Genomic DNA, 22547 nt, shown 5'->3' with positions numbered 1-22547 from the left:
ATCTGCACCAGTTATCAATAAGCGAACCGGTAATGTGAGTATGGTTGATTCTTCGTTGCTTTCCAGAAATGAAAAACCCGCCAGCAGGCGGGTTCGGTAAGCTAAATGCTCAGGCTATCCTGCAGGCATCGGCTTCCCATCGGTAGCCCACGCCATACACCGCGCGGATAAATGACTGCTCCGCGTCGAGGGCTTCCAGCTTGCGGCGCAGGTTTTTAATATGGCTGTCGATGGTACGGTCAGTCACGACGCGGTAATCATCATACAGACGGTTCAGCAGTTGCTCGCGGGAGAAGACCTTCCCCGGCTCGTGGGAGAGGGTTTTCAACAGGCGGAATTCGGCGGGGGTGAGATCCAGCAGCTTGCCGCGCCAGCTCGCCTGGAAGCGGCTTTCATCGACGATAAGTGGGCTTTCCGCATCCAGTACCTGCAGTTCACGATGCGGCTTACAGCGGCGCAGAATGGTTTTTACGCGCGCGACCACTTCACGCGGGCTGTATGGCTTGCAGATGTAATCATCCGCGCCAATTTCGAGGCCCAGCAGGCGGTCGATCTCTTCGATTTTCGCCGTCACCATTACCACCGGCACGTCCGAGAAGCGACGAATTTCCCGGCACAGGGTCAGGCCATCGGTTCCGGGGAGCATCAGATCCAGCAGGATCAGGTCAGGCGGCGTCTGGCGCACATAAGGCAGCACCTGATCGCCATGGCTGATAAGCGTGGGGGCATAGCTTGCCGCGCGTAAATAGTCGATCAGTAACTGCCCGAGCTTCGGCTCGTCTTCGACAATCAAAATGCGTGGCGTGTTTTCGTCAATCGGTAACTCGGTCATGCTTCTCTCGATAAATCCCGTTCCAGAGGTAACTCTACTGTAATGCTTACCCCGCCAAAAGGCGAATGGGCGGCGCGGATCGTGCCATTATGGGCCTCGACGATGTTTACGCAAATCGCCAGTCCCAGACCGGACCCGCCGCTGGCGCGATTGCGGGAGCCTTCGGTGCGATAAAATCGCTCAAACAGTTTTTCCAGCTGTGCATCCTGCACGCCGGGGGCGGAATCCGCAAAGGTCAGGGCAAAATGCCCGTTTTCTTGTTTGCCGGAAATATGCAGGCCACCGCCGCTGTCGGTGTAGCGCAGGCTATTTTCCAGCAGATTGTTGAACAGCTGCATCAGGCGGTCTTTGTCGCCAAACACCACGGCGCTGTCAGGCAGTGAGAGATCGATTTTCAGGTTGCGGCTGGCGAAACGTTCGCGGAAGGCACCGCTTACCACCTCCAGCACGTTTATCACATCGACGGGCGCTTTCTGGTAGGCCAGCGCGCCTTCGTCCGACATGGAGAGCTGGTGGAGGTCATCGACCAGTTTGGTCAGCGTGCCCACTTCCGCCTGCAGCGAGGCCACCGATTCGGGAGTGAACTGACGCACGCCGTCCTGAATAGCTTCCAGCTCGCCGCGCAGCACCGCCAGCGGCGTGCGGAGTTCATGGGAAATATCAGCCATAAAATCGCGTCGCATCTGCTGGTTTTTTTCCAGGGTGCTGGCGAGCTGGTTAAAGTCCTGCGCCAGCTTGCCGAGTTCGTCCTGGCTACGGGTATCGACGCGGGTGGAGAAATCCCCGGCGGCCAGCTTATGCGTCCCTTCCACCAGCCGTTTAACCGGCGCGAGCAGACCGCGGGCCAGCGGGAAGGTCGCGAGCGCGGCCAGCAGGGTGGAGAGCGCGACAATCAACCAGCTGGTGCGGCGCTGCTGGCGATCAAAGTTGATATCGGTGTTGCGCGTCAGGCGTTCAACCGGCGAGGCGATCACCCAGCCGACGGTGGCGTTATTCACTGTGATCGCCCGCTTTGTGCCATCTGGCGGAATGGGCGCGCGCGGGCCAACCAGTACGCGCATATCCTGGTCTATCACCCAGAACTGGGTGCGCCAGCCGTGCGGCGGCATCCCGGGCCCCGGGCGATCGTCACCGGTATCATGCTCAAGCGAGCGCAGGATCTGGAATACGAAGCGGTCGTTATTGCGCAGAAAACGCCAGTTACCGTGCAGGGCATACTGATCGCTCAGCGCATCGCTCAGCCCCTGTAAACGCTGTTCATTTCCATGCTTGATGTAATCAATAAAACCCCGTTCGAAACTGACCCGCACGGCCCAGTGCATGGTGACCAGCAGCACGATACAGGTGGCAAATATCGCCACAAAGAGTTTACCGGTAATGCCCGGACGCCAGAATTTCATGGTGCACTCCTTTTGCCGTGTCGGATAACGACGTTCTTACGGGTATCATCCGGCACTCTGGCGAAGATGAACGCGGGCAGGGCGATAATCACCGCCATGCTGAGATAGGTATACAAAAAGACCTGATGGGCGACCGGCGTGTCGACGCTGAGATGATGCTGTCCGTACATGCCGAGCAGTAAACCGGCAAGGGTCACCCCTACGCTCATGGAGAGCTGCATGATCATCGACAGCAGGCTGTTTCCACTGCTCGCCAGGTCATCCGGGAGTGCTTTTAACGTCAGGGTATTCATTGACGAAAAGCGCACAGAGTTAATGATGCCCTGACAGAACAGCACCAGCGGCAGCGCGTAGTACCAGCCCAGCAGCGCCACGGCCATAAACAGCAAGCTCACCAGGGCCAACCCAAGCGTCGCGGCAACCAGAACGTGGCGATAACCAAAACGGTTAACCACCTGCACCACGATACGTTTCATTCCCATGCTGCCAAGTACCATCGGGATCATCATCAACCCGGCGTGAAACGGTGAAAATCCCATTCCAATCTGCAGAAAGACCGGCGTCATAAAGGGCAACATGCCGCTGCCGACGCGCCCGGCAAAGCTCCCGAACAGGCCCAGACGATAGGTGGGGTTTTTAAACAGATCGAGCGTGAACAACGCGCTCTCGTTACCTCTGGCATGCCAGAGGTACCACAGGATAGCGGTAATGCCGAGCGCCACCAGAAGGCCAAGCGTCAGGGCGGAAATCCCGAGGCCTTTTTGGCCATCAAGCGCGAGGGTGAGCAGCGCCATCCCCGCCGCCAGCAGGATAAAACCCAGGAAATCAAAGCGCCGGGTCTGCATGGTGTAGTTAGGCATCAGCATCAGGGTGGCAATCGCGCCGATGATGCCCACCGGCAGGTTGATTAAGAAGATCCAGTGCCAGGAGGCATACTCCACCAGCACTCCGCCCAGCGCCGGGCCAAGCAGCGGGCCGACCTGGCCGGGCAGGGTGACGAAGGTCATTGCGGCCATGTACTGCTCGCGGGGCACAATCTTCATCACCGTCAGCCGCCCGACAGGCACCATCATCGCCCCGCCAATGCCCTGTAACGCGCGGGCCATCACCAGTTGATCCAGCGTATTCGCCTGGGCGCAAAACAGCGAGCCTGTGGTAAACAGCACGATGGCGGTGAAAAAGATATTCCGCACGCCCACTTTGTCCGCCAGCCAGCCGCTGGCCGGAAGCATAACGGCCACTGTTAATACATAGGAGACAATCACCATATGCATATGCAGCGGACTCTCCCCCAGGCTTTTTGCCATCGAGGGGAGGGCGGTATTGACGATGGTTGTATCCAGCGACTGCATAAAGAAGCCGAAGGCGACAATCCACAGCTGCCAGCGCACGTGACGTGGGAGGTCGGTCATTTATTCGGTTACCGTCGTTCTGTTTTTACGCGAAAAACGCACCCGCAGACGGTCAAAGAACAGATAGACCACCGGCGTGGTGTAGAGCGTCAGCAGCTGGCTCATCACCAGCCCCCCGACAATGGTGATCCCCAGCGGCTGGCGCAATTCTGAGCCGTCACCGCCGGAAATCACCAGCGGCAGCGCGCCAAACAGCGCCGCCAGCGTGGTCATCATGATCGGGCGAAAACGCAGCAGACAGGCCTGGAATATGGCCTCTTCTGGCGTCAGGTTGCCATTTCGCTGGGCGTCCAGCGCGAAGTCCACCATCATAATGGCGTTTTTCTTCACGATGCCAATTAACAGCATGATACCAATCAGCGCAATCAGGCTGAAGGGTGCGCCGAACAGCTCCAGCGCCAGCAGCGCCCCGACGCCCGCCGACGGCAGCGTGGAGAGAATGGTCAGCGGATGGACGTAGCTTTCATAAAGCACGCCCAGCACGATATAGACCGTCGCAATGGCGGCCAGAATCAAAATCACCTGCGAATTCATCGTCTCCTGGAACACCTGCGCGGTACCGGCAAAACTGCCGCGTACCGTGGACGGCACGCCAAGCTGGGTCATCGCACGGTTGATTGCATCGCTGGCCTCAGAGAGGGACGAACCGGCTGGCAGGTTAAAGGAGATGGTCGATGCCGCCGAAAGGCCCTGGTGGTTCACCGACAGCGGCGCGTTCGCCGGCTGCCAGCTGGCAAAGTAAGAGAGCGGGATCGCCTTACCGTCGTTATTAATCACAAACATGTTGTCCAGCGCGCTGATGTCCTGGGTGTAACGCGGGTCCACCTCCATCACCACCTTGTATTGGTTCATGGGCTGGTAGATGGTGGAAATCTCACGCTGGCCGAAGGCATTGTTCAGCAGGCTGTTGGCGGCATCGACGTTAATCCCCAGACGTGACATGGTTTCGCGATTGTAGGTCAGCGCCATTTCTGCGCCGTTGTCCTGCTGATCGGAGTTAACGTCCGCCAGCTGTGGTAGGGCGGCCAGCGCCTTGCGGATCTTAGGCTCCCACTCGCGCAGGGCGGCTAAATCGTCAGAGAGTAACGTGTACTGATAGCTGGCGTTAGCCTGACGCCCGCCGACGCGGATATCCTGAACGGCCATCAAAAACAGATTAGCGCCCGGCTCTTTGGCGAGCTTCACGCGCAGGCGGTCGATAACCTGCTGGGCGGTTTCATTGCGCTCGTCACGCGGCTTCAGGGTGATAAACATCATCCCGCTGTTCACCCGCGAACCGCCGGTGAAGCCGGTTACGTTATCTACCGCTTTATCTTCGCGGATGATCTTCATAAAGTCCTGCAGCTTGCCGCGCATGGCCTGAAACGAAATACTCTGGTCTGCCTGGATCCCGCCCATCAGCACCCCGGTGTCCTGCTCCGGGAAGAAGGTTTTCGGGATAGTAATGTACATCCAGACGTTGAGCACGATGGTGCCAATCAGCACCAGGCCGACAATGCGCGTATGCCTCAGCACCCACTTCAGGGACTTGCCATAGCTCTCCTGCATCGCCAGCAGGAAGCGACCAAACCCCTTACGGCGCGGCTGAGAGTGGGGCTTGCTGCGTTTTAACATCCAGCCGCACATCATCGGCGTGAGCGTGAGGGACACGATCAATGAAATACCGATGGCGACAGAAAGCGTGACGGCAAATTCCCGTAACAGCCGGCCAGGCAGGCCGCCCATCAGCAGTAACGGCAGGAACACCGCCACCAGCGACAGGCTCATCGACAGTACCGTAAAGCCCACTTCCCGCGTTCCCTGCAGCGCGGCCTGCAGCGGTTTCATCCCCGCCTCCAGATGGCGCGAGATGTTCTCCAGCACCACAATGGCGTCATCCACCACGAAGCCGGTGGCAATCGTCAGCGCCATCAGCGACAGGTTGTTAAGGCTAAATCCGCACAGGTACATCGCCGCGAAGGTCCCTATCAGCGAGACAGGCACAGCCACCGCGGGGATCAGCGTGGCCCGGCCTGAACGCAGAAACAGGAAGACCACCAGAATCACCAGCGCAACGGAGATCACAAGCGTCTGCTCCACCTCTTCAAGCGAGGCGCGAATGGTGGGGGAGCGATCCTGGGCAATCTGCAGATCGATCGCCGCCGGGATGGTCTGCTGAAGTTCCGGCAATCTCGCACGGATACCGTTCACCGTCTCAATAATGTTGGCTTCCGGCAGCTTGCGGATCATCAGCAAAATGGCCGGTTTGGCGTTGGTCATCCCGGCATTGCGCACGTCCTGCACCGAGTCGGTGACGCTCGCGACATCGCTCAGGCGCACCGCCGCACCGTTGTTGTAGTGAATGATCAACGGCTGGTATTCCGCAGCGGTTTTCAGCTCATCGTTAGTCTGGATCTGCCAGCGGTGGCTACTGTCCTCAATGGCCCCCTGCGGTTTGCGCACGTTTGCATTGCTGATGGCAGAGCGCACATCGTCCAGTGAAACACCCTGGTTAAACAGCGCCTGCGGGTTTAAGCCCACGCGCACGGCGGGCAGAGAGCTTCCGCCAACGCTGACATCACCCACGCCGTTAATCTGGGCGAGGGTCTGCGCCAGTTGGGTGGAGGCGAAATCGTACAGTTGCCCCTGCGAATAGGTGTCCGAGGTAAGCGTCAGGATCATGATAGGCGCATCGGACGGGTTCGCTTTACGGTATGTCGGACGGCCCGGCATCCCGCTCGGTAGCAGGTTCTGCGCGGCGTTGATCGCCGCCTGCACATCGCGCGCGGCGCCGTTAATATCCCGGTCGAAGCTGAATTCCAGAATGATGCGCGTGCTGCCAAGCGAGCTGCTGGAGGTCATCTCGTTGACCCCGGCAATTCGCCCGAGTGAACGTTCCAGCGGTGTGGCAACCGATGAGGCCATGGTTTCCGGTGATGCACCGGGCAGCGAGGCGCTGACCATGATCACCGGGAAATCCACCTGCGGCAGCGGGGCAACCGGCAGCAACCGGAAGCCCAGGACGCCGCACAGGGTGATGGCGAGTGAGAGTAAAATCGTCGCCACCGGGCGATAAATGAAGAGGGCGAAAAACTTCATTTACGCCTCCTCTTCACGTTTCGGGAAGCGGCTTTTCGTCCACAGCGCCAGACGGTAGAACAGCAGATAAATGACCGGCGTGGTGAACAGGGTCAGGACCTGGCTTACCAGCAGACCACCGACCATGCCAATCCCCAGAGGACGACGCAGCTCGGCACCAACACCGGTACTGAGCATCAGCGGCAGGGCACCTAGCAGGGCGGCGAGCGTGGTCATCAGGATCGGGCGAAAACGCAGCAGGCAGGCCTGGAAAATTGCCTCGCGCGGCGACATCCCCTGCTCGCGCTCGGCGGCAAGGGCAAAGTCGATCATCATGATGGCGTTTTTCTTCACGATCCCGATAAGCAGGATGATCCCAATGATGGCAATCACGTCCAGCTCGCTCCCCGCCAGCATCAATGCCAGCAGTGCCCCCACGCCCGCCGTTGGCAGGGTGGAGAGGATGGTAATAGGGTGAATAAAGCTTTCATACAGCACACCGAGCACGATATACATCGCCACCACGGCCGCGACAATCAGCCAGATGGTGTTGCCCAGCGCGGCCTGGAACGCCAGCGTGCTGCCCTGGAACTGGGTCTGAATATCGGACGGGAAGTTCAGCGTCTTCTCTGCGGCCAGAATGGACTCCACCGCTTCGCCCAGCGAATAACCGTCCGGTACGTTAAACGAGATGGTGGTGGACGGGAACTGATCCAGATGGTTAATCGACAGCGGTGTGTAGCGCTCTTCCACCGTCGCGATGGCGCTGAGGGGCACGATGCCCCCGTCTTTGCTGGTCAGGCGCACCGAATCGAGCGCGGCCAGGCCGGGCGTGTTTTCCGTGTTGTGTTCCAGCACCACGCGATACTGATTCGCCTGGGTATAGATGGTGGAGATCAGACGCTGACCGAATGCGTTATACAGCGCATTATCCACGTCGGCCATGGTGATCCCAAGCCGGCTGGCGGTATCGCGGTTGACGTTCACATACGCCGCCAGCCCTTTGTCCTGCCAGTCGCTGCTGACGTCCGAGAGCTGCGGCAGGGCGTTGAGTTTATCCACCAGTTGCGGTACCCAGGTGCTGAGCGCATCAAGGGTGGTGGCCTGCAGCGTGAACTGGTACTGGGTACGGCTCACCTGGGTATCGATGGTTAAATCCTGAATCGGCTGGAGGTACAGCTCAATACCCGGCACGCGCGCCACGGCAGTTTGCAGGCGTTCGATCACCGTTTGCACGCGGTCGTCGCGATCGTCAAGCGGTTTAAGGTTGATCTGCAGGCGGGCACTGTTCAGCGACGGGTTGGTGCCATCGACACCGACATACGAGGTCAGGCTCTCTACTGCCGGATCTTTCATGATGATCTCTGACACCTGCTGCTGACGCTGCGCCATGTTAGCGAAGGAGACCGTCTGCGGTGCCTGAAGCGTGCCCTGGATAATGCCGTTGTCCTGAATCGGAAAGAAGCCTTTCGGGATGAAAATCCACAGCATAACGCTGAGCGCCAGCGTACCAAGCGCCACGCCAAGGGTTGCCCATGGATGGTTAAGCACTTTCGCCAGCACCCGTCCGTAAGCGGCAATAATGCGTTCGAACATCCGCTCAGAGGCGCGCGAGAAGCGGTTTTGCTTGCGAAGGGAGGCATGGCTCAGCATTCGGGCGCACATCATCGGCGTGAGGGTCAGTGACACCACGGCGGAAATCAGAATGGCGACGGCCAGCGTCACGGCAAATTCGCGGAACAAACGCCCGACGATATCGCCCATAAACAGCAGTGGGATCAGTACCGCAATCAGTGAGAAGGTGAGGGAGATAATGGTAAAGCCGATCTCGCCCGCCCCTTTCAGCGCCGCGGCTAACGGTTTTTCGCCTTTTTCGATATAGCGCGAGATGTTCTCGATAACAACGATAGCGTCATCGACCACAAAGCCGGTGGCAATGGTAAGGGCCATCAGCGTCAGGTTATTTATCGAAAAATCGAGGAACACCATGACGGCAAATGTTCCCACCAGTGAGAGCGGCACGGCGACGGCAGGAATGAGGGTCGCCGGAACGTTACGCAGGAACATGTAGATGATCATCACCACCAGCGCAATCGCCAGCATCAGTTCAAACTGGGTGTCAGTCACGGACGCGCGAATATTGGTGGTCCGGTCAGACAGCACTTTCACGCTCACTGACCTGGGCAGGCTTTCAATCAGCTGCGGCAGCATAGTGCGAATGCTGTCTGCGGTTTCAATGATATTGGCACCCGGCTGGCGCTGGACGTTCATCACGATTGCCTGCTGTTTGTTGGCCCAGGCGCCGAGCCAGCTGTTTTCCGCACCTTGCTCAACGGTTGCCACATCACCCAGACGCACCGGCGCACCGTTCTGGTACGCGACGATCAACTGTCGATATTCATCCGCGGACTGCATTTGATCGTTCGCCGAAAGGGTCACGGCCCGGGTTGGGCCATCAAGCGAGCCTTTCGCCGAGTTGACGTTGGCGTTACTGATGGCGCTGCGGATGGTTTCGCTGGTGAGGCCCAGCGCGGCAATGGCCTGGGCATTGAGCTTCACGCGCACCGCCGGACGTTGACCGCCGGCAAGCGTAACCAGCCCCACGCCAGAGACCTGTGAAATTTTCTGCGCCACGCGCGTTTCGACCATGTCTTCGACCTGAGTCATCGGCATGGCGGAGGAGGTGACGGCGAGCGTCATGATCGGCGGATCCGCCGGGTTTACTTTGCTGTAGACCGGTGGGTTGGGCAGGTCGGATGGCAGGAGGTTGGTGGCTGCGTTAATCGCGGCCTGTACTTCCTGTTCGGCAACGTCGAGTGAGAGCGTAAGCTGGAACTGCAGCGTCACCACGGATGCTCCGCCGGAGCTTTGCGAGGACATTTGCTTCAGGCCAGACATCTGACCAAACTGGCGCTCCAGCGGCGCGGTGATGGCCGATGTCACCACATCCGGGCTCGCACCCGGATAAAGGGTGACCACCTGGATGGTGGGATAATCCACTTCCGGCAGCGCAGAGACGGGCAGGAAGCGATAGCCAATAATCCCGGCCAGCAGGATTGCCACCATTAACAGCGTGGTGGCAACAGGGCGCAGAATAAACAGGCGTGAAGGCCCACCTGTAGAGCTCGGGGGCATAACCTGCATCAGGAAGTCGCTCCCTGCTTAGCAGGCTGTTGCTGGCCTTCAACCACTTCGACTTTCGCCCCCTCGGTGAGACGATCAATGCCGTCGGTAACCACGCGGTCACCTGCGGAAAGGCCGGCGCTGATCACCACCGTCTGGCTGTCCTGAATGCCGGTTTTCACCAGATGCTTGCTGACGTTATTCTCACTGTTAAGCACCCAGACAAAGTTCCCTTCGTTGCCCATCTGCAGCGCCGCTGTTGGGATAACGACCGCATTTTCCTGCGTTGCAACCAGCATCCGCGCATTCACGAACTGATTCGGGAAAAGCGCATCATCCTGATTGTTAAAGCGGGCTTTTAACTTGATGGTGCCGGTGGTGGTGTCAATCTGGTTATCCAGACTGAGCAGGGTGCCTTCGCTCAATTTTTGCTTGTTGGTGCGATCCCAGGCTTCCACAACCAGCCCTTTGCCGGCTTTCTGCGCCTGAACCACGGTTGCGATGTCGCTCTCCGGCAGAGTAAAGACTAAATCGACAGGATGCGTCTGGGTGATGACCACGATACCGGTGGTATCGCCGCTGGAAATCTGGTTGCCAATATCAACCTGCTTCAGACCGACGCGGCCGTCAATCGGGGCGGTGATGCGGCTCCAGTCGAGCTGCAACTGTGCGCTGGCCACGGCGGCTTCGTCGGCTTTAAGGGTGCCCAGCGCTTCGCTGACCAGAGACTGCTGCGTATCCAGTTCCTGACGCGATACCAGGTTGGTTTTCACCAGTTGCTGATAGCGTGCCAAATCGCGTCGGGCGTTCGCGAGCGTGGCCTTGTCTTTCGCGAGCTGGCCCTGCGCCTGCGCGAGGGTGACTTTAAACTGGCTTGGGTCAATTTCCGCCAGTAAGTCCCCGGCTTTAACCTGCTGGCCTTCCTGGAAGTGAAGCGCCATCAGCTGCCCGTCCACACGGCTGCGAACCGTAACGGTGTTGGCGGCGGTAATGGTTCCCAGCCCGGAGAGATAACGGGGCACCGCTTTATTTACCGCAGTAGCCGCCTGAACGGGAGCCAGCGCACCGCCGCGCATGCCGTGACGCCCGCCACTCGCGGGACGCTGTGATGGGCTGCTGGCACCTGCGGAAGTGTCAGAAGAGTGATTGTGCCAGAACCAGGCGGCGGCAAGAGCCACCACAATGATGCCAGCGGCGATTGCCCAGCGGGATTTGTTACTGCCTTTCATCGTTATACGTTCTCATCCTGAATACTTCGGGGAATGATACTAGTTTAGTCAGGCAACACGGCAGAAAAATGGAGGAAATATGGAAGACTGTCTGGATTTGTCTGATTGGCAGGGGGAGGGGCGCGGCGTGAGACGGCCTTCAAATCGGATCAATTGCCAGTGCATAATTTACCAGGAATATTCCCTGCCACCTGAAATATTCTTATTATTTATCTGCCGGGTGAGAAACGGAGAAAGATAACAATTGGTTTTATTATTTAATTTGTCTTTAGGAAAATTTCATTATTCATCATGTAAGGATCGGAATATTCTCTGATATACCAATATTTTTCATCTTGTTATCAAATCACTAACAAACTAATGTTTTTTTGCAATGTGACGTATTTATTTGATTTGAAATATGTTTTTGTTGTTCCCTTCAATGCACCACTTTTGATTTGTATCAAAAAGCTAAAACAGTTCAAATTGCCTAAAATTGCGATAATTATAGGTTTTTATTTTAAAAATGTTATTTAAATGGTTTTTTGTTTTTATTTGATCGATCTCGTCATGAATGATTATGAGAAAAATCCTAACGAAGGAGGGTTTTTTCGTCATTCGATTGGTTGTCCTGAAACATAATTCAAATAATACTTTTTTGGCGCGGTAAATCCCGTTCGCATTTAAATGGAGCTTCCAGGTTATTTATTAAATGGCACCTGGCAGTACGTTTGTTCTCAGGAGATGAAAATGAAAAAATTATTACTGGTGGCCTCTCTGGTTTCTGTATTTGCTGCTGCAAATGCTATGGCTGATGTTACGGCATCTGCCACCGCATCATGGGATGCAACGGCAACGAAAGATACAACCAGCCTGCTGGTCGTGACCCCATTGAACTCGCTGACGTTCCAGTATGCAGAGGGCCTGAATGGGTTTAACACTCAGGATGGCGCTTTTGATGTGACGATTCAGGGACAGGAAAGTGCAACCGATTTTGAACTGACTGCTCAGGTCATCAGCAATACGCTGACCAATGCAAGCGGTGATGCATCTACCCTGAATGTGGGCGTGGCATGGAATGGTCAGGCGCTGTCTAACTCTGCCGAAACCGTTCTGGTGAATGCAGCTTCCACTTCAGGTCTGGAAAGCCTGCTGGCCGATGGAGCTTATAACGGCGCTGAGCGTGTAAGCGATCAGTCCAGCTTCAAATTCTCCATCGCTTCAGCGACTTCTGACGGTTCGACTGCTGTAACTGACTATTCTGCGCTGCCGGATGGTTACTGGACGGGTGACGTAAAAGTTCAGTTCAATGCAACCTGGACCACTCCAGCGTAATGAATATTAATTCGGGAGAGGCTCTCTCCCGAATTTCTCAGGAATGCACTGATGAAGAAATATTTGCCACTCGCAGCGCTGGCAGGGATGGCTATATCCTTTTCCAGTCTGGCGATTAATGTGGGTGATATCACGTCAATAATGACGGCCGATCAAAACGCGTTATCAAAAGAAATTATTAACACCACTGATTCCGCCCGCTATGTGAGCGTTACCGTAAAAAGGCTCTCTTCACCGCTGCCTGACGGAACAGAAATGCAATTTGAAACGTCGGGAGAATTACTTTCTACACCGGCGAGCCTTATTTTACCCGGTGAGGCGAAAGATGTTTTTCGCTTTTTCTATAAGGGCCCTGAAGATGACAAAGAACGTTATTACCGGCTGCAGTGGGTTGACGAACCCGTAAGCGAAAGCGCATCGACTAAGGCTGGCAAAGCCGCGATTGCGACGGCGTCGGCAGAAATCGGGACAATTCTGGTCGTGGCGCCACGCAAGGAACGATTTGAATACGGTCGTGACGGGGATGTCATCACCAACAAAGGCAACGTCTCGTTTCGGGTCATTGCTTACGGAGCCTGCAAAGAGGCGTCACAGGATCGGGGACGCGGGTGTCGCGAGCGTTATTACGTCATGCCAGGTACAAAAATAAGATTGCAGAAAAGCGATGTGTCAAACAGTCGCACCCGCATTGGGATTTGGCATGGCAAGCAATTTATTACAGTGAAGTAATACACGGCGTCATTTCCGGTACCAGTAATAAAAATACCGAAAAGTAAGGATGCGTATGTCTTTTAAATATCTTATAGGAGGGAGTTTATTACTCTCTTATGCGCTAACATCAGGGGTTGCGCATTCTGCACCGGTTAAGATTGGTAATTATGTTATTCCAGGGGCATTCGCGCGTTCTCTTGAACAGGGGATGACGGTCCCCGTTTATATCCGCTACCAGGAGACGGATACAAAAAGCCAACAAAAAATTGCTGATGCGGTCATCTCGCTGGTTGAGGGAAATATCGTTGTAAAATCCATTATGGTTGCCGATCTGCCCAATAACGCGGTGCTTTCAGAGAAAACGCGCGAGATGGTGGAAAAAATAGGCGATGCGAAATTTATCGACAATACCTCTCTTGCCCTTTCGCGAGACGCACGGCTGAAATTAAACGTCTCCTCTTTTCATCTGGAGATGATTGTCAGCCGGGATGCCCTGACTGAAGCGGTAGTCGCCCGCAGTTCATTGCTGGGACCGTCCAGCGTTGATCGACTGTCTACTGTGCTGAATTACAACTTTGGCACCTATTACAATGACTACCGCAATGGCAGCAGCTCTCGCAGTTATTTAACACTCGATAACACCACCTCGTTGAGAGAGCACCACCTCAATATCAATGGCTCGGTCTATGGTATTGGCGAGAGTAACCGCTCCAGCAAACTGTATCGTGCCATGTATGAGCGCGATTATGAGGGTTATCGTCTGGCGTTGGGCATGCTCGACACCTGGAACGTTCAGTCGATCGCCAGCCTCAATGCGCTGAATGGCGGCAAGATCTACGGCGTCAGCTACGGCAATAAAGGCAGTACGGTGGTTGAAAACACCTCCCTGTCCTTGATCCCAATAACCATATTTTTACCGTCTGCCGGCGAAGTGCATGTGTTTCGTGATGGGCGCTTGTTAAGCGTTCAGAACTTCAACATGGGCAGCTACGAAATTGACACCAGCCGGTTCCCTTACGGTGTGTATGACGTCACGGTGGATGTCGTGGTAAATGGCCGGACGGTGAACACCCGCGTCAGTCGGGTGAATAAAATATTTGCTCGCCAGCAGGCCGCAGGCCTGCATGAAGTCGCATGGCAAATTTTTGGCGGTTCACTTGATTACGACCGCGTGAGTTATAAACGCAATCATTACCGTGATGCCGGCAGTGAACAGACCTGGATTGCGGGTGGTGCGGCCTCGTTAACCCTGGCAATGCTCTCCGGGCTCACCCTGAAAACGACAGGTTATGGGTTTGATGACAATGCCGTCAATGAAACGGACATTACTCTTAACGTCAACGAATATGTCAGCGTCGGGACACAAACGCTGGTGGCGAACGACGGAACATGGCGCAATGTCAGCAGCGCCAGTCTTAATGCGCCAGGCGGGTTTGGATCGCTGTGGGCATCGCGGGAAGACAGCAAAATCGGTAACCGTCTGCCGGTGCAGGAGCGGGATAACTATTCGATTGGCGCAACATTGAACCTGAGCCGGTTTATTCCGCACGGTGGCACGTTAACGGTCAGCCAGACCGAAAACCGCTATTCCGGTAATACCTACCGGAACCTGGATTACAGTACCACCCTCTATACGGGACGGTACGCTACAGTGGGGTTACGGGCCGGGATACAGCGCTATTACTACAACAATACGAATGATGACGGACGTCAGGAACGCTATGTCAGCCTGGATTTATCGCTGCCGCTGGCCTCGTGGATGAGTGTCGGGGTTTCACGCGATCGCTACGGCGCAACACAGGGCAATATCAGCGCGCGTAAACAATTTGAGGATAGCGTTATTACGTCTGCAGGCATTTCCGCCTCGACTCGCCTGAGTGGAGAGCAGAACTACGACAACAATTACGCTGTAAATGGCAACCTGAGTTATGACACCCGCTATAACGGCGGTACGGTTTCGGTGACCCGTTCAGCGGACAACTCGACCAATATGAACTTCTCCTCTCAGGGTTCCGTTGCCTGGGCGGGCGGCGATTTTGGTCTGAGCAAAGAGCGACAGCGCTCGGGCATCATTGTGAAAACCGAGCTTGTGGGTGATGGAAAGCTGGCCGCAAAAATAAATAACCGAAATTATATTCTTAGCGGCAAATCGAGCTTTATTGCACTCCCGCCTTACGCGCAATACAAGCTGGAAATTATGAATGATAAAAACTCTGAAGACAGTTTTGACATTGTCTCGGGCCGTAAACAGGCGCTTAACCTTTATCCCGGTAACGTCGGCGTGGTGTCACCTGAGGTGAAAAGCATGGTGACCGTGTTTGGCCGGGTGCGATATCCCAATGGTGAACTGGCGTCAAATACCGACATTCATAACCACATCGGCAAAACGCGTACCGACGCGAAAGGTGAGTTCGCCATTGATATTGATAAGAAGTATCCCGTTATTACCCTGGTGTCCGCCAACGGTAATATCTGCGAAGCGGATTTAGATCTGGAAAAAGCCAGGGGCGCTGCGTGGGTAGGGGATGTTAAATGTGCACCGCAAACCACGATGGCGCAGAGATAATGCTATGAAAAAAAGTGCTTCCGTTTTTATTTCGCTCCTGTTTTTGGCGGGGTTGATTCCCTTCACCGCAAGGGCACTGACCGCCTCATCGTCAGGGGCGATCAACAACACGTTTTTATTTATCGAGAACGACATTGACGGTGAGTATTTCATTACGCCGTCCGCGTTAGATCCCCGTTTCAGCGGGTCAAATACCTGGGTTAAATACGGTACCTCCCAGGTCAGCCTCGGTTACCTGGGTTATGTCATTTGGACTGCGCCGGCCAATAATTATCAGGATATGTGGATTGATAATTCGCCCATTGATGCTCCTTTCACCGGAATACGCTGCTACCGAGGTTCGCAGTGTCCGACGACGGGCTACATTGCCGGACAGGGGGTGGATAACAATGGTTTTTACCACGCGCAGGTTGGATCCGTGGCGGGGGTTATTGGCGGAGCGTATGGCTTTGCTTCGCTGAGCAACTCAGCCTATGAGTATTTTCGTAATATGCCGACGGGTGGCAGCGAAACCTATGTTTTTAACCGCTGCTATACCTCGGTTAACTATGATTACGCCTCAGGACAACGCTGTAAGGATCAGACAACAGGTCGCTGGAATTACATCAATTACACGTTAAACAAGCGGGGACATCTGGCGCTGGAATCAACAAGTGCCTTTCAGGAGCTGTGGATCGCCAGTGATGGAACCCCAAGCATCACAAATGATTCCGGATCCTGTGAACTGGGTGTCGTCAGTAACGTTGATGGCGTAATTTGTAAGATGGTCAAATACAACCTTGAGCAGACGCAAAATTTGACGGCATCGTTGACGTTCAGAGCGTATATCGATTCTGCTGCACTGGGTTTTACCCCTTCCGCAACCACCGTGAAATATTCAGGAAATGGCTCGACATGGTATAACTTCAGCGCCTCGACGGCGTATTACAACGTCTTTTCGACATCTGGCCAGTATATCTATGTCTTTTTGTCGAAAACATTCCTTAAGAATCTGGTGGATGCAGGCGTCAGTATTACCAACAGCCAGCCCTTTACGTTTGCGTTTACGAATGCATTAACCCCGGAGTCAGGCTATTACCAGTTTACCCCCTCTTTGCAGCTCAATATTGTGCCGAAGGAGTATGGGATTAGCATTGTCTCATCGAATAATACGGCCTCTGCCAGTGGAAGCGGCACCATCGGAGATGACGCGCCGATTGAGATGGATTACGTCGTCACCGTATCGGGACCCCGTCAGGCTGACAGTATTACGGCCCAGGTTATCGGGGACAGCACGACAATCAACGATACCCCTTACTGCCTGTTTACGTCGGCCCAGGGGGGAATAAACGTGCCTGTCCCTGCCTATCTGCAATACAACACCGCGTCGGGAAGCCCTACTCAGGTGAGGAACAGCTGCAGTGAAAATGCCATTAGTCTGAACGATGCGTTATGGCAACAGGTGCCATGGGATGCCAACAACACGGATGATGGCAGCTTTTTCAGCACCAACTTAACGCTGCTGTTCCCGATGAATGATTCCCGCTCAGCACTGACGGTGGCTGGCGCTGACTGGGAAGGCGTGGTCAGCGCCAGTGGTGAAATCAAAGTCACCGCGAACTGGCTGGGAGTAACAAAATGATGCGCTGGCGGAAGGTCTCGGAGGGTGTGGTGGGACTCTGCATTGCGCTTTACACGCTTTCTGCCCACGCGCTGTATCTGGACTCCACGATCTATGATATCCCCGCAGAGCGGTCGTTCATTAGCAAACGTATTTACAACGACAGTCACAAACAGAATGTGTACAGCATTTCGGCGATTAAAATCGACCGTCCAGGACCGGGTGGGGAAAAGCGTCTGCCAATAGAGGACGGGGAGTTGCTGTTTACACCGCTCACGTTTTCGCTCGCCCCGGACGCCGGGGAGTATTTTAAGATCTTCTATCGCGGGCCCGAGGATGACAAAGAGCGCTACTACCGGATTCAGTTTCGCGAGATGCCGGTAACGCTGTTTGCTGAACGTCATTCAGGCAAAGCAAGTGAAGCTGTACCCGCTATTGCATTGGATACGATACTGGTGGTCAGGCCCAGAAAGCTGACGCTAGGTTATACTCTGGATGAGCAAAAAGGGGCGCTGACAAATACCGGCAATACGTTTTTCAGGATCATCGTACACAAGGGATGCCAGTCAACCGATGACGAGGCGACGATGCGCTACCTGCTGCCTGGAGAGACCTACCGAAGCAGCGCGTTAAACACTAAAAATAAAAAATTCATCGTTGCGTTGAAAAAATATATACCGATAGGGGATGGTTGTTTTAAAAATAACAGTTAAAGTTTAAAGAAACAGTTCTTATATTGCTAACTGAACTCTGGGAATATATTCTGTACTGCGTGCTGGCATTGCCGCCGATAATAAAAGAGTTCCCGGATGAAAAAGATAATCAATGATCATATTGTATACGATTCAGAGACCAGAGCGCTAAGTGTACAGGGAGAAAGAGTGGTTCTGTCCGCTGCAACGGCAAGATTACTGGAGCTCTTTATTGCGAATAACCGCAAACAATTACATCGGGATCTGATTATAGAAGAAGTGTGGGGAAGGTATGGGTTGATCCCATCAGGTCACAGTCTGAATAAAAATGTCAGTATTTTGCGCAAAACGTTAGCAGAACTGGGAATGGATAATCTGATCGCAACTATCCCCCGAGAAGGATTTGTTTTTCAGGCGCAGATCGAAAACGTAAAAGAAGATGCGTTGCCGCATAGCATCACTGCATTAACCTCCGCCACCAAACCCGGGTTAAGGCGATACGGTAAAACGATCGTTGGCGGAATGTTAGGCATCAGCCTGGTGATATCTGGCTTTGTCCTTCTGCCAAAATTATTACGAGATACCGATGGTGTCGTGCATGTACAAAAATCCGGTTCCTGTGAAATATTTACGACAGATGATAATTCAGTTGAGAAAATATCCACTTTTTTGAATTCATCCCGATGGCAGCAATTCAAATCTATCTGTAAGGGAAGAAATAAGGTCATTGTGTTTTATGATGACAATGGATTGTCTGCAGGTAATAAACTAAAGGAATCATTTTTCAGTATTTGTACGTTAGGCTCCCGGGGAGTTGCACATGCGTGCGAAAATTATGTATTTTAGTCTTGCCGTAGTGCTTGTTATCATTTTTTTGTTTTTATTTAAACGTCATGAGGTTCCGGCAGCGCTGGTATGCTCAGCGAAGAACCATCTTGTGCTCAATACGCAAAAAACAGGTATGCACATCGAAGGGGAGGTATTGCTGGTTTTCAGGATATCATCTGCTGAAGAGGGGGTATTGTCACAAGTGGGCGTGATTAATGTTAATGGGAAAAGCTACGCCATTAACCGTTCCACGATGCTTAAATTTTTAGGTAATGATAGTGACGGCTACATACGTACCCAACGGGTTTCTGTGATCAAAAATGATAATGATGATTTGCCTGATGAGATCACGGGATTAATTATGTCTAAGCAACACAACTTCTATTATAAAATAATGCATATTGCGCACAATGTGTACGGTATACGCGATTTGCGACGCACCCTGTTGGTGTGTCGGGCAGCGTAATCCTCAGAATAGGGTATCGCCTTATCCTGAAATAATAACCTATGTGTCGCATTATTTATGGCTTTTTATTCTGTTAAAATCGGGTTTATTATCACTAAAGTTTGTCTGAATGTGAATATAAGCGCATAAGTTTGTACTCATTTCGGACCTCAGAATTCGCTACCGATACAGCAAGAATATTCTTATCATTCCCCTGCGCTCAGTTTTATTATAAGGGGGATGAGCTACTACACACTATGCAACCTAAAGGCATTTTATTTGTTTTACCTTAAGTCTATGTGAATACCAGGTCAATTGTGAATACACTTTCCTGTTCGGGAAGGCTGCGTTTTACAATGAAAACGTGATGGTGATTATTATGAATAAGAAAAAGGTCTTCCTGCTCAGTTATGACATTTATCTTTTCGCCGGGCTTAGGGCTTTTTTGCCTAATCTGGTACTGGTCGACAGTCAGACATTTATATCAGAGTCAGACCTTTCTTTTCAGCAATACAACTCCTGTCTGTTAATTGTTGATAACCGGATGCCCTTTTTCCTGGTGAAGAAATGGCTACATCGTAACAGTAGCCAGTTTATCATGGTAAACAGCGTTGTTCTCAGGGTGAGCGAAAATGAGTGTATTAATCGAGGCTATGAATACAGTACCTCAATTGATGTAACACTGCATTATACGACCGTCATCGATATACTCACGCGTATACTGATGACCACCCCGCAACCGGAATCACGCGTAAAATCAGATGAGCTGGACGTTTTCGCGCTAACCGAATTTGAGGCAGACATGCTTAATGCCATGATGACGAAAGAGGGGCAGGCCGAATTCTGCCGGGCAAATTCATTGACCACAAAATCCCTGTATCGCTACCGGGATAAAATAACGCACAGGCTTGGTTTTAAAAATTTTATTGAATCTATTATTTTTCTTATCCGCAATGGTTTCCTGACTGAAAGGGATGTGGGGCAGAACAGTATGCTAATGCGCAAATCCACCGGGCGTAGTTATGATAATAATGATGCGGGGCGTCTGAGTCTGGCACTCAAAAATGATGAAATTTTACCTTATTATCAACCCGTTGTCGGTGCAGGTGGTGAACTGTGCGGTATAGAGATTTTGGCCCGCTGGCCATTAGGGCATAATTACACGATTTCGCAGCGAGAATTTATTCCGCTGGCAGAAAGTTGTGGTCTGATTAACGAACTCACCAGCTATTTAATGCATAAAGTTGCCAGTGACTTAAAGCAAAAGAGCAACGGGTTAAATACACCGCTGTTTGTGGCGTTTAATGTCAGTCCAACCACGTTAAGTAACCCGGTGTTTTATTGGGAGTGCCTCAATTTTTTAGAGCTGACAGAATCGTTACCGGTGAAGCTCATGATTGAGATCACCGAAAATCAAACGCTGGCCGTGACGCCTGCAATAAAAGAACTGATCCGTTCACTGCGTAATCGCGGGGTGATGTTTGCTCTGGATGACTTTGGTACAGGATACGCGAATTTATGCTATCTGAATGAACTCGAACTGGATGTCATAAAAATTGATAAGACCTTTATCAACGCTATCCAGGCTGATAACCAACCGCTGCCGATGCTGGAATCGATTATTAATCTGGCGATGATTCTGGGACTGCGTACCGTGGCGGAAGGGGTGGAGTACGCTTATCAGCGAGAGTGGCTTATCAGCAAACAGGTGGATTACCTGCAGGGGTATCATTTCCTGCCCCCGGTGCCGTTCGCTGATTTCCGGCGATTTGTCGAGCAAAGCCAGCCGACGACAAGAGAAGCGGCATGCAAAAAGGGCAGCGTGCTGCCAGGTAAAAAGGAAAATGTGCGTTTTAACGCGCTGTAAACGACGGAAGCCCTGCGCATTTCGAGGGCTTCCGTCGGGGCTTAACGGAACATCACCTGTGCCCAGCGGACCAGACCTGCCGTTACGGAGCCAAAGTCATCGCCACCGGCAATCGGAATACCCGGAAGCTGTTCCGCCAGCGCTTTCTTGATAAGCGGTGAACGGGCGCTACCGCCGGTCAGGTAAATCACATCCGGCTTCTCTTTGCCATTCTCCAGCGCCAGTTGCACCTGCTCGAGGATCCGCTGCAGCGGCTGGGCGAGTGCCGTTTCCAGCCCTTCCTGCGATATCGCGGTCACCAGCTCATCACTGATAAAAGGTAATGAGACAGCGTGTTCAGCACGGTCAGAGAGGGCGATTTTGCTCTCTTCAGCGGTACGCACTACGCGATAGCTGAGACGCTGACGCCACACTTTATAGAGCAGGGCGACTTTATCCGCGTCCTGCGCGTCGCGTACCAGATCGTTCAGGAAGCGCCCGTTCGCGGTGCTGTAAAAATCACTCTGCGCCGGAACGTCGTTGATGGCGATGGCGTTCCACCAGGGCAGAATTGGCAGGGCAATGCCTTTTTCGGTTTGTCCGCCCATGCCGAGCAGCGGCATCAGGCTTTTAAATGCCAGAGCAATGTCCAGGTCGTTACCGCCTACGCGGCAGCCGCTGTGGCCCAACAGGCTGGTTTCGCGGTCACGACGCTGATGCCATTGTGGCCCCATCAGCAGTAAAGAGCAGTCGGTGGTGCCCCCGCCAATATCCACAACGAGCACGCGTTGCTCTTGCGTTAATGTGGCTTCAAAATCCAGCCCTGCCGCTACCGGCTCATACTGGAAGACCACGTCACGGAAACCGGCTCGGTGTGCGGCGCGCTCGAGGATCCCCTGCGCTTGCTGGTTAGCCTCTTCACCGCCCAGACCCTGGAAGTTGATCGGGCGACCAATAACGGCCTGCGTGATGGGATCGGGTACCTGGGTCTGCGCCTGGTTACGGATGTGCAGCATCATGGCGCACACCAGGTCTTCGAACATCGCCACCTGCTGTGGTTTTAATCCGCTGGCGCCCAGAAACGACTTCGGGGATTTAACGAAGTAAACCTCTTCCGGATCGTCAATATAATGGCCCAGCGATGAGAGGCCAAACTGCACGCTGGAAGGGGTCACGTCGATATCTTCGTCGCGGTTAAAACTGACCGCCCGGCGCAGCAGCGCCTGGGTTTCCGCCGCGGTAGCGGGAACCTGATGATGACGGAACAGCCATTCACTGACCGCTTCGCGAGTGGGTGCGCAGAGCATTGATGGCAGCAGCGTGCTCTCTTTTTCCATCTTCAGGAGCTGTGGTTGCCCGTTTTGCATAATGGCAACCGAACAGTTTGCCGTACCGTAGTCAAATCCAATAAACACGATTAGTCCCCATGCCAGTGAGAAGGGGCGAGACTTTAGCGAAATGTCTGCCTGGCGACAACAGGAATATGAAAGCA

At 53.7% G+C, this 22547-nt stretch carries 15 protein-coding genes; 8 read left to right on the top strand and 7 right to left on the bottom strand.

Annotation, left to right across the window (positions count from 1 at the left end; translation table 11 throughout):
• Nucleotides 1-109: 109 nt before the first annotated feature.
• The 6 genes from baeR to JTA15_RS10160 are packed head-to-tail and all read right to left on the bottom strand — an operon-like array spanning nt 110 to nt 11053.
• Nucleotides 110-832 (bottom strand): two-component system response regulator BaeR, encoded by a 723-nt coding sequence (gene baeR, locus JTA15_RS10185; RefSeq protein WP_014170852.1) that lies wholly within the window; start codon nt 830-832, stop codon nt 110-112.
• Entirely contained in the window at nt 829-2232 is a 1404-nt protein-coding gene (gene baeS / locus JTA15_RS10180; protein ID WP_020883244.1) for a two-component system sensor histidine kinase BaeS, read from the bottom strand. The genes baeR and baeS overlap by 4 nt, the downstream gene beginning before the upstream one ends.
• Nucleotides 2229-3644, bottom strand: a complete 1416-nt coding sequence (locus tag JTA15_RS10175; RefSeq protein WP_113656059.1) for an MFS transporter — start codon at nt 3642-3644, stop codon at nt 2229-2231. The genes baeS and JTA15_RS10175 overlap by 4 nt, the downstream gene beginning before the upstream one ends.
• Nucleotides 3645-6722, bottom strand: coding sequence for a multidrug efflux RND transporter permease subunit MdtC (gene mdtC / locus JTA15_RS10170; protein ID WP_126547633.1), 3078 nt, complete (start codon nt 6720-6722; stop codon nt 3645-3647). It abuts the gene before it with no gap.
• Nucleotides 6723-9845 (bottom strand): MdtB/MuxB family multidrug efflux RND transporter permease subunit, encoded by a 3123-nt coding sequence (locus JTA15_RS10165; protein ID WP_219373191.1) that lies wholly within the window; start codon nt 9843-9845, stop codon nt 6723-6725. It lies immediately after the preceding gene.
• A complete protein-coding gene (locus JTA15_RS10160) occupies nt 9845-11053 on the bottom strand; it encodes an MdtA/MuxA family multidrug efflux RND transporter periplasmic adaptor subunit (RefSeq protein ID WP_020883246.1) in 1209 nt (402 codons plus the stop codon). Before JTA15_RS10160 ends, JTA15_RS10165 begins: the two co-directional genes overlap by 1 nt.
• Before the next feature lie 729 nt (nt 11054-11782).
• Here JTA15_RS10160 and JTA15_RS10155 point away from each other — a divergent pair.
• The 8 genes from JTA15_RS10155 (at nt 11783) to JTA15_RS10120 (ending at nt 21076) form a co-directional block, all read left to right on the top strand.
• Nucleotides 11783-12367, top strand: coding sequence for a common pilus major fimbrillin subunit EcpA (locus JTA15_RS10155; RefSeq protein WP_020883247.1), 585 nt, complete (start codon nt 11783-11785; stop codon nt 12365-12367).
• A 51-nt stretch (nt 12368-12418) separates the two neighbouring features.
• Entirely contained in the window at nt 12419-13096 is a 678-nt protein-coding gene (locus tag JTA15_RS10150; RefSeq protein ID WP_032680622.1) for a hypothetical protein, read from the top strand.
• Between the two features lie 55 nt (nt 13097-13151).
• On the top strand, nt 13152-15644 hold the full coding sequence (locus JTA15_RS10145; RefSeq protein WP_219373190.1) for a CS1-pili formation C-terminal domain-containing protein: 2493 nt from the start codon (nt 13152-13154) through the stop codon (nt 15642-15644).
• Between the two features lie 4 nt (nt 15645-15648).
• Complete coding sequence (locus JTA15_RS10140; protein WP_074176865.1) at nt 15649-17265, top strand: fimbrial protein; 1617 nt, start codon at nt 15649-15651, stop codon at nt 17263-17265.
• A complete protein-coding gene (locus JTA15_RS10135) occupies nt 17262-17957 on the top strand; it encodes a hypothetical protein (protein ID WP_014170841.1) in 696 nt (231 codons plus the stop codon). The genes JTA15_RS10140 and JTA15_RS10135 overlap by 4 nt, the downstream gene beginning before the upstream one ends.
• Before the next feature lie 96 nt (nt 17958-18053).
• A complete protein-coding gene (locus tag JTA15_RS10130) occupies nt 18054-18782 on the top strand; it encodes a winged helix-turn-helix domain-containing protein (protein ID WP_014170839.1) in 729 nt (242 codons plus the stop codon).
• Complete coding sequence (locus tag JTA15_RS10125; RefSeq protein ID WP_032678539.1) at nt 18757-19230, top strand: hypothetical protein; 474 nt, start codon at nt 18757-18759, stop codon at nt 19228-19230. The genes JTA15_RS10130 and JTA15_RS10125 overlap by 26 nt, the downstream gene beginning before the upstream one ends.
• A gap of 358 nt (nt 19231-19588) precedes the next feature.
• The gene (locus JTA15_RS10120; protein ID WP_223398945.1) at nt 19589-21076 is read left to right on the top strand and encodes an EAL domain-containing protein; all 1488 of its coding nucleotides are present in this window, start codon (nt 19589-19591) and stop codon (nt 21074-21076) included.
• A gap of 41 nt (nt 21077-21117) precedes the next feature.
• Here JTA15_RS10120 and yegD read toward each other — a convergent pair whose 3' ends face one another.
• The gene (gene yegD, locus JTA15_RS10115) at nt 21118-22470 is read right to left on the bottom strand and encodes a molecular chaperone (protein ID WP_150343225.1); all 1353 of its coding nucleotides are present in this window, start codon (nt 22468-22470) and stop codon (nt 21118-21120) included.
• Between the last annotated feature and the right edge of the window lie 77 nt (nt 22471-22547).

The organism is Enterobacter sp. BIDMC 29 (assembly GCF_019378755.1).
Classification (GTDB): Bacteria; Pseudomonadota; Gammaproteobacteria; order Enterobacterales; family Enterobacteriaceae; genus Enterobacter; species Enterobacter ludwigii.
Note: the sequence above shows the minus strand (reverse complement) of the source record. Positions and strands in the feature narration are given on the sequence as shown.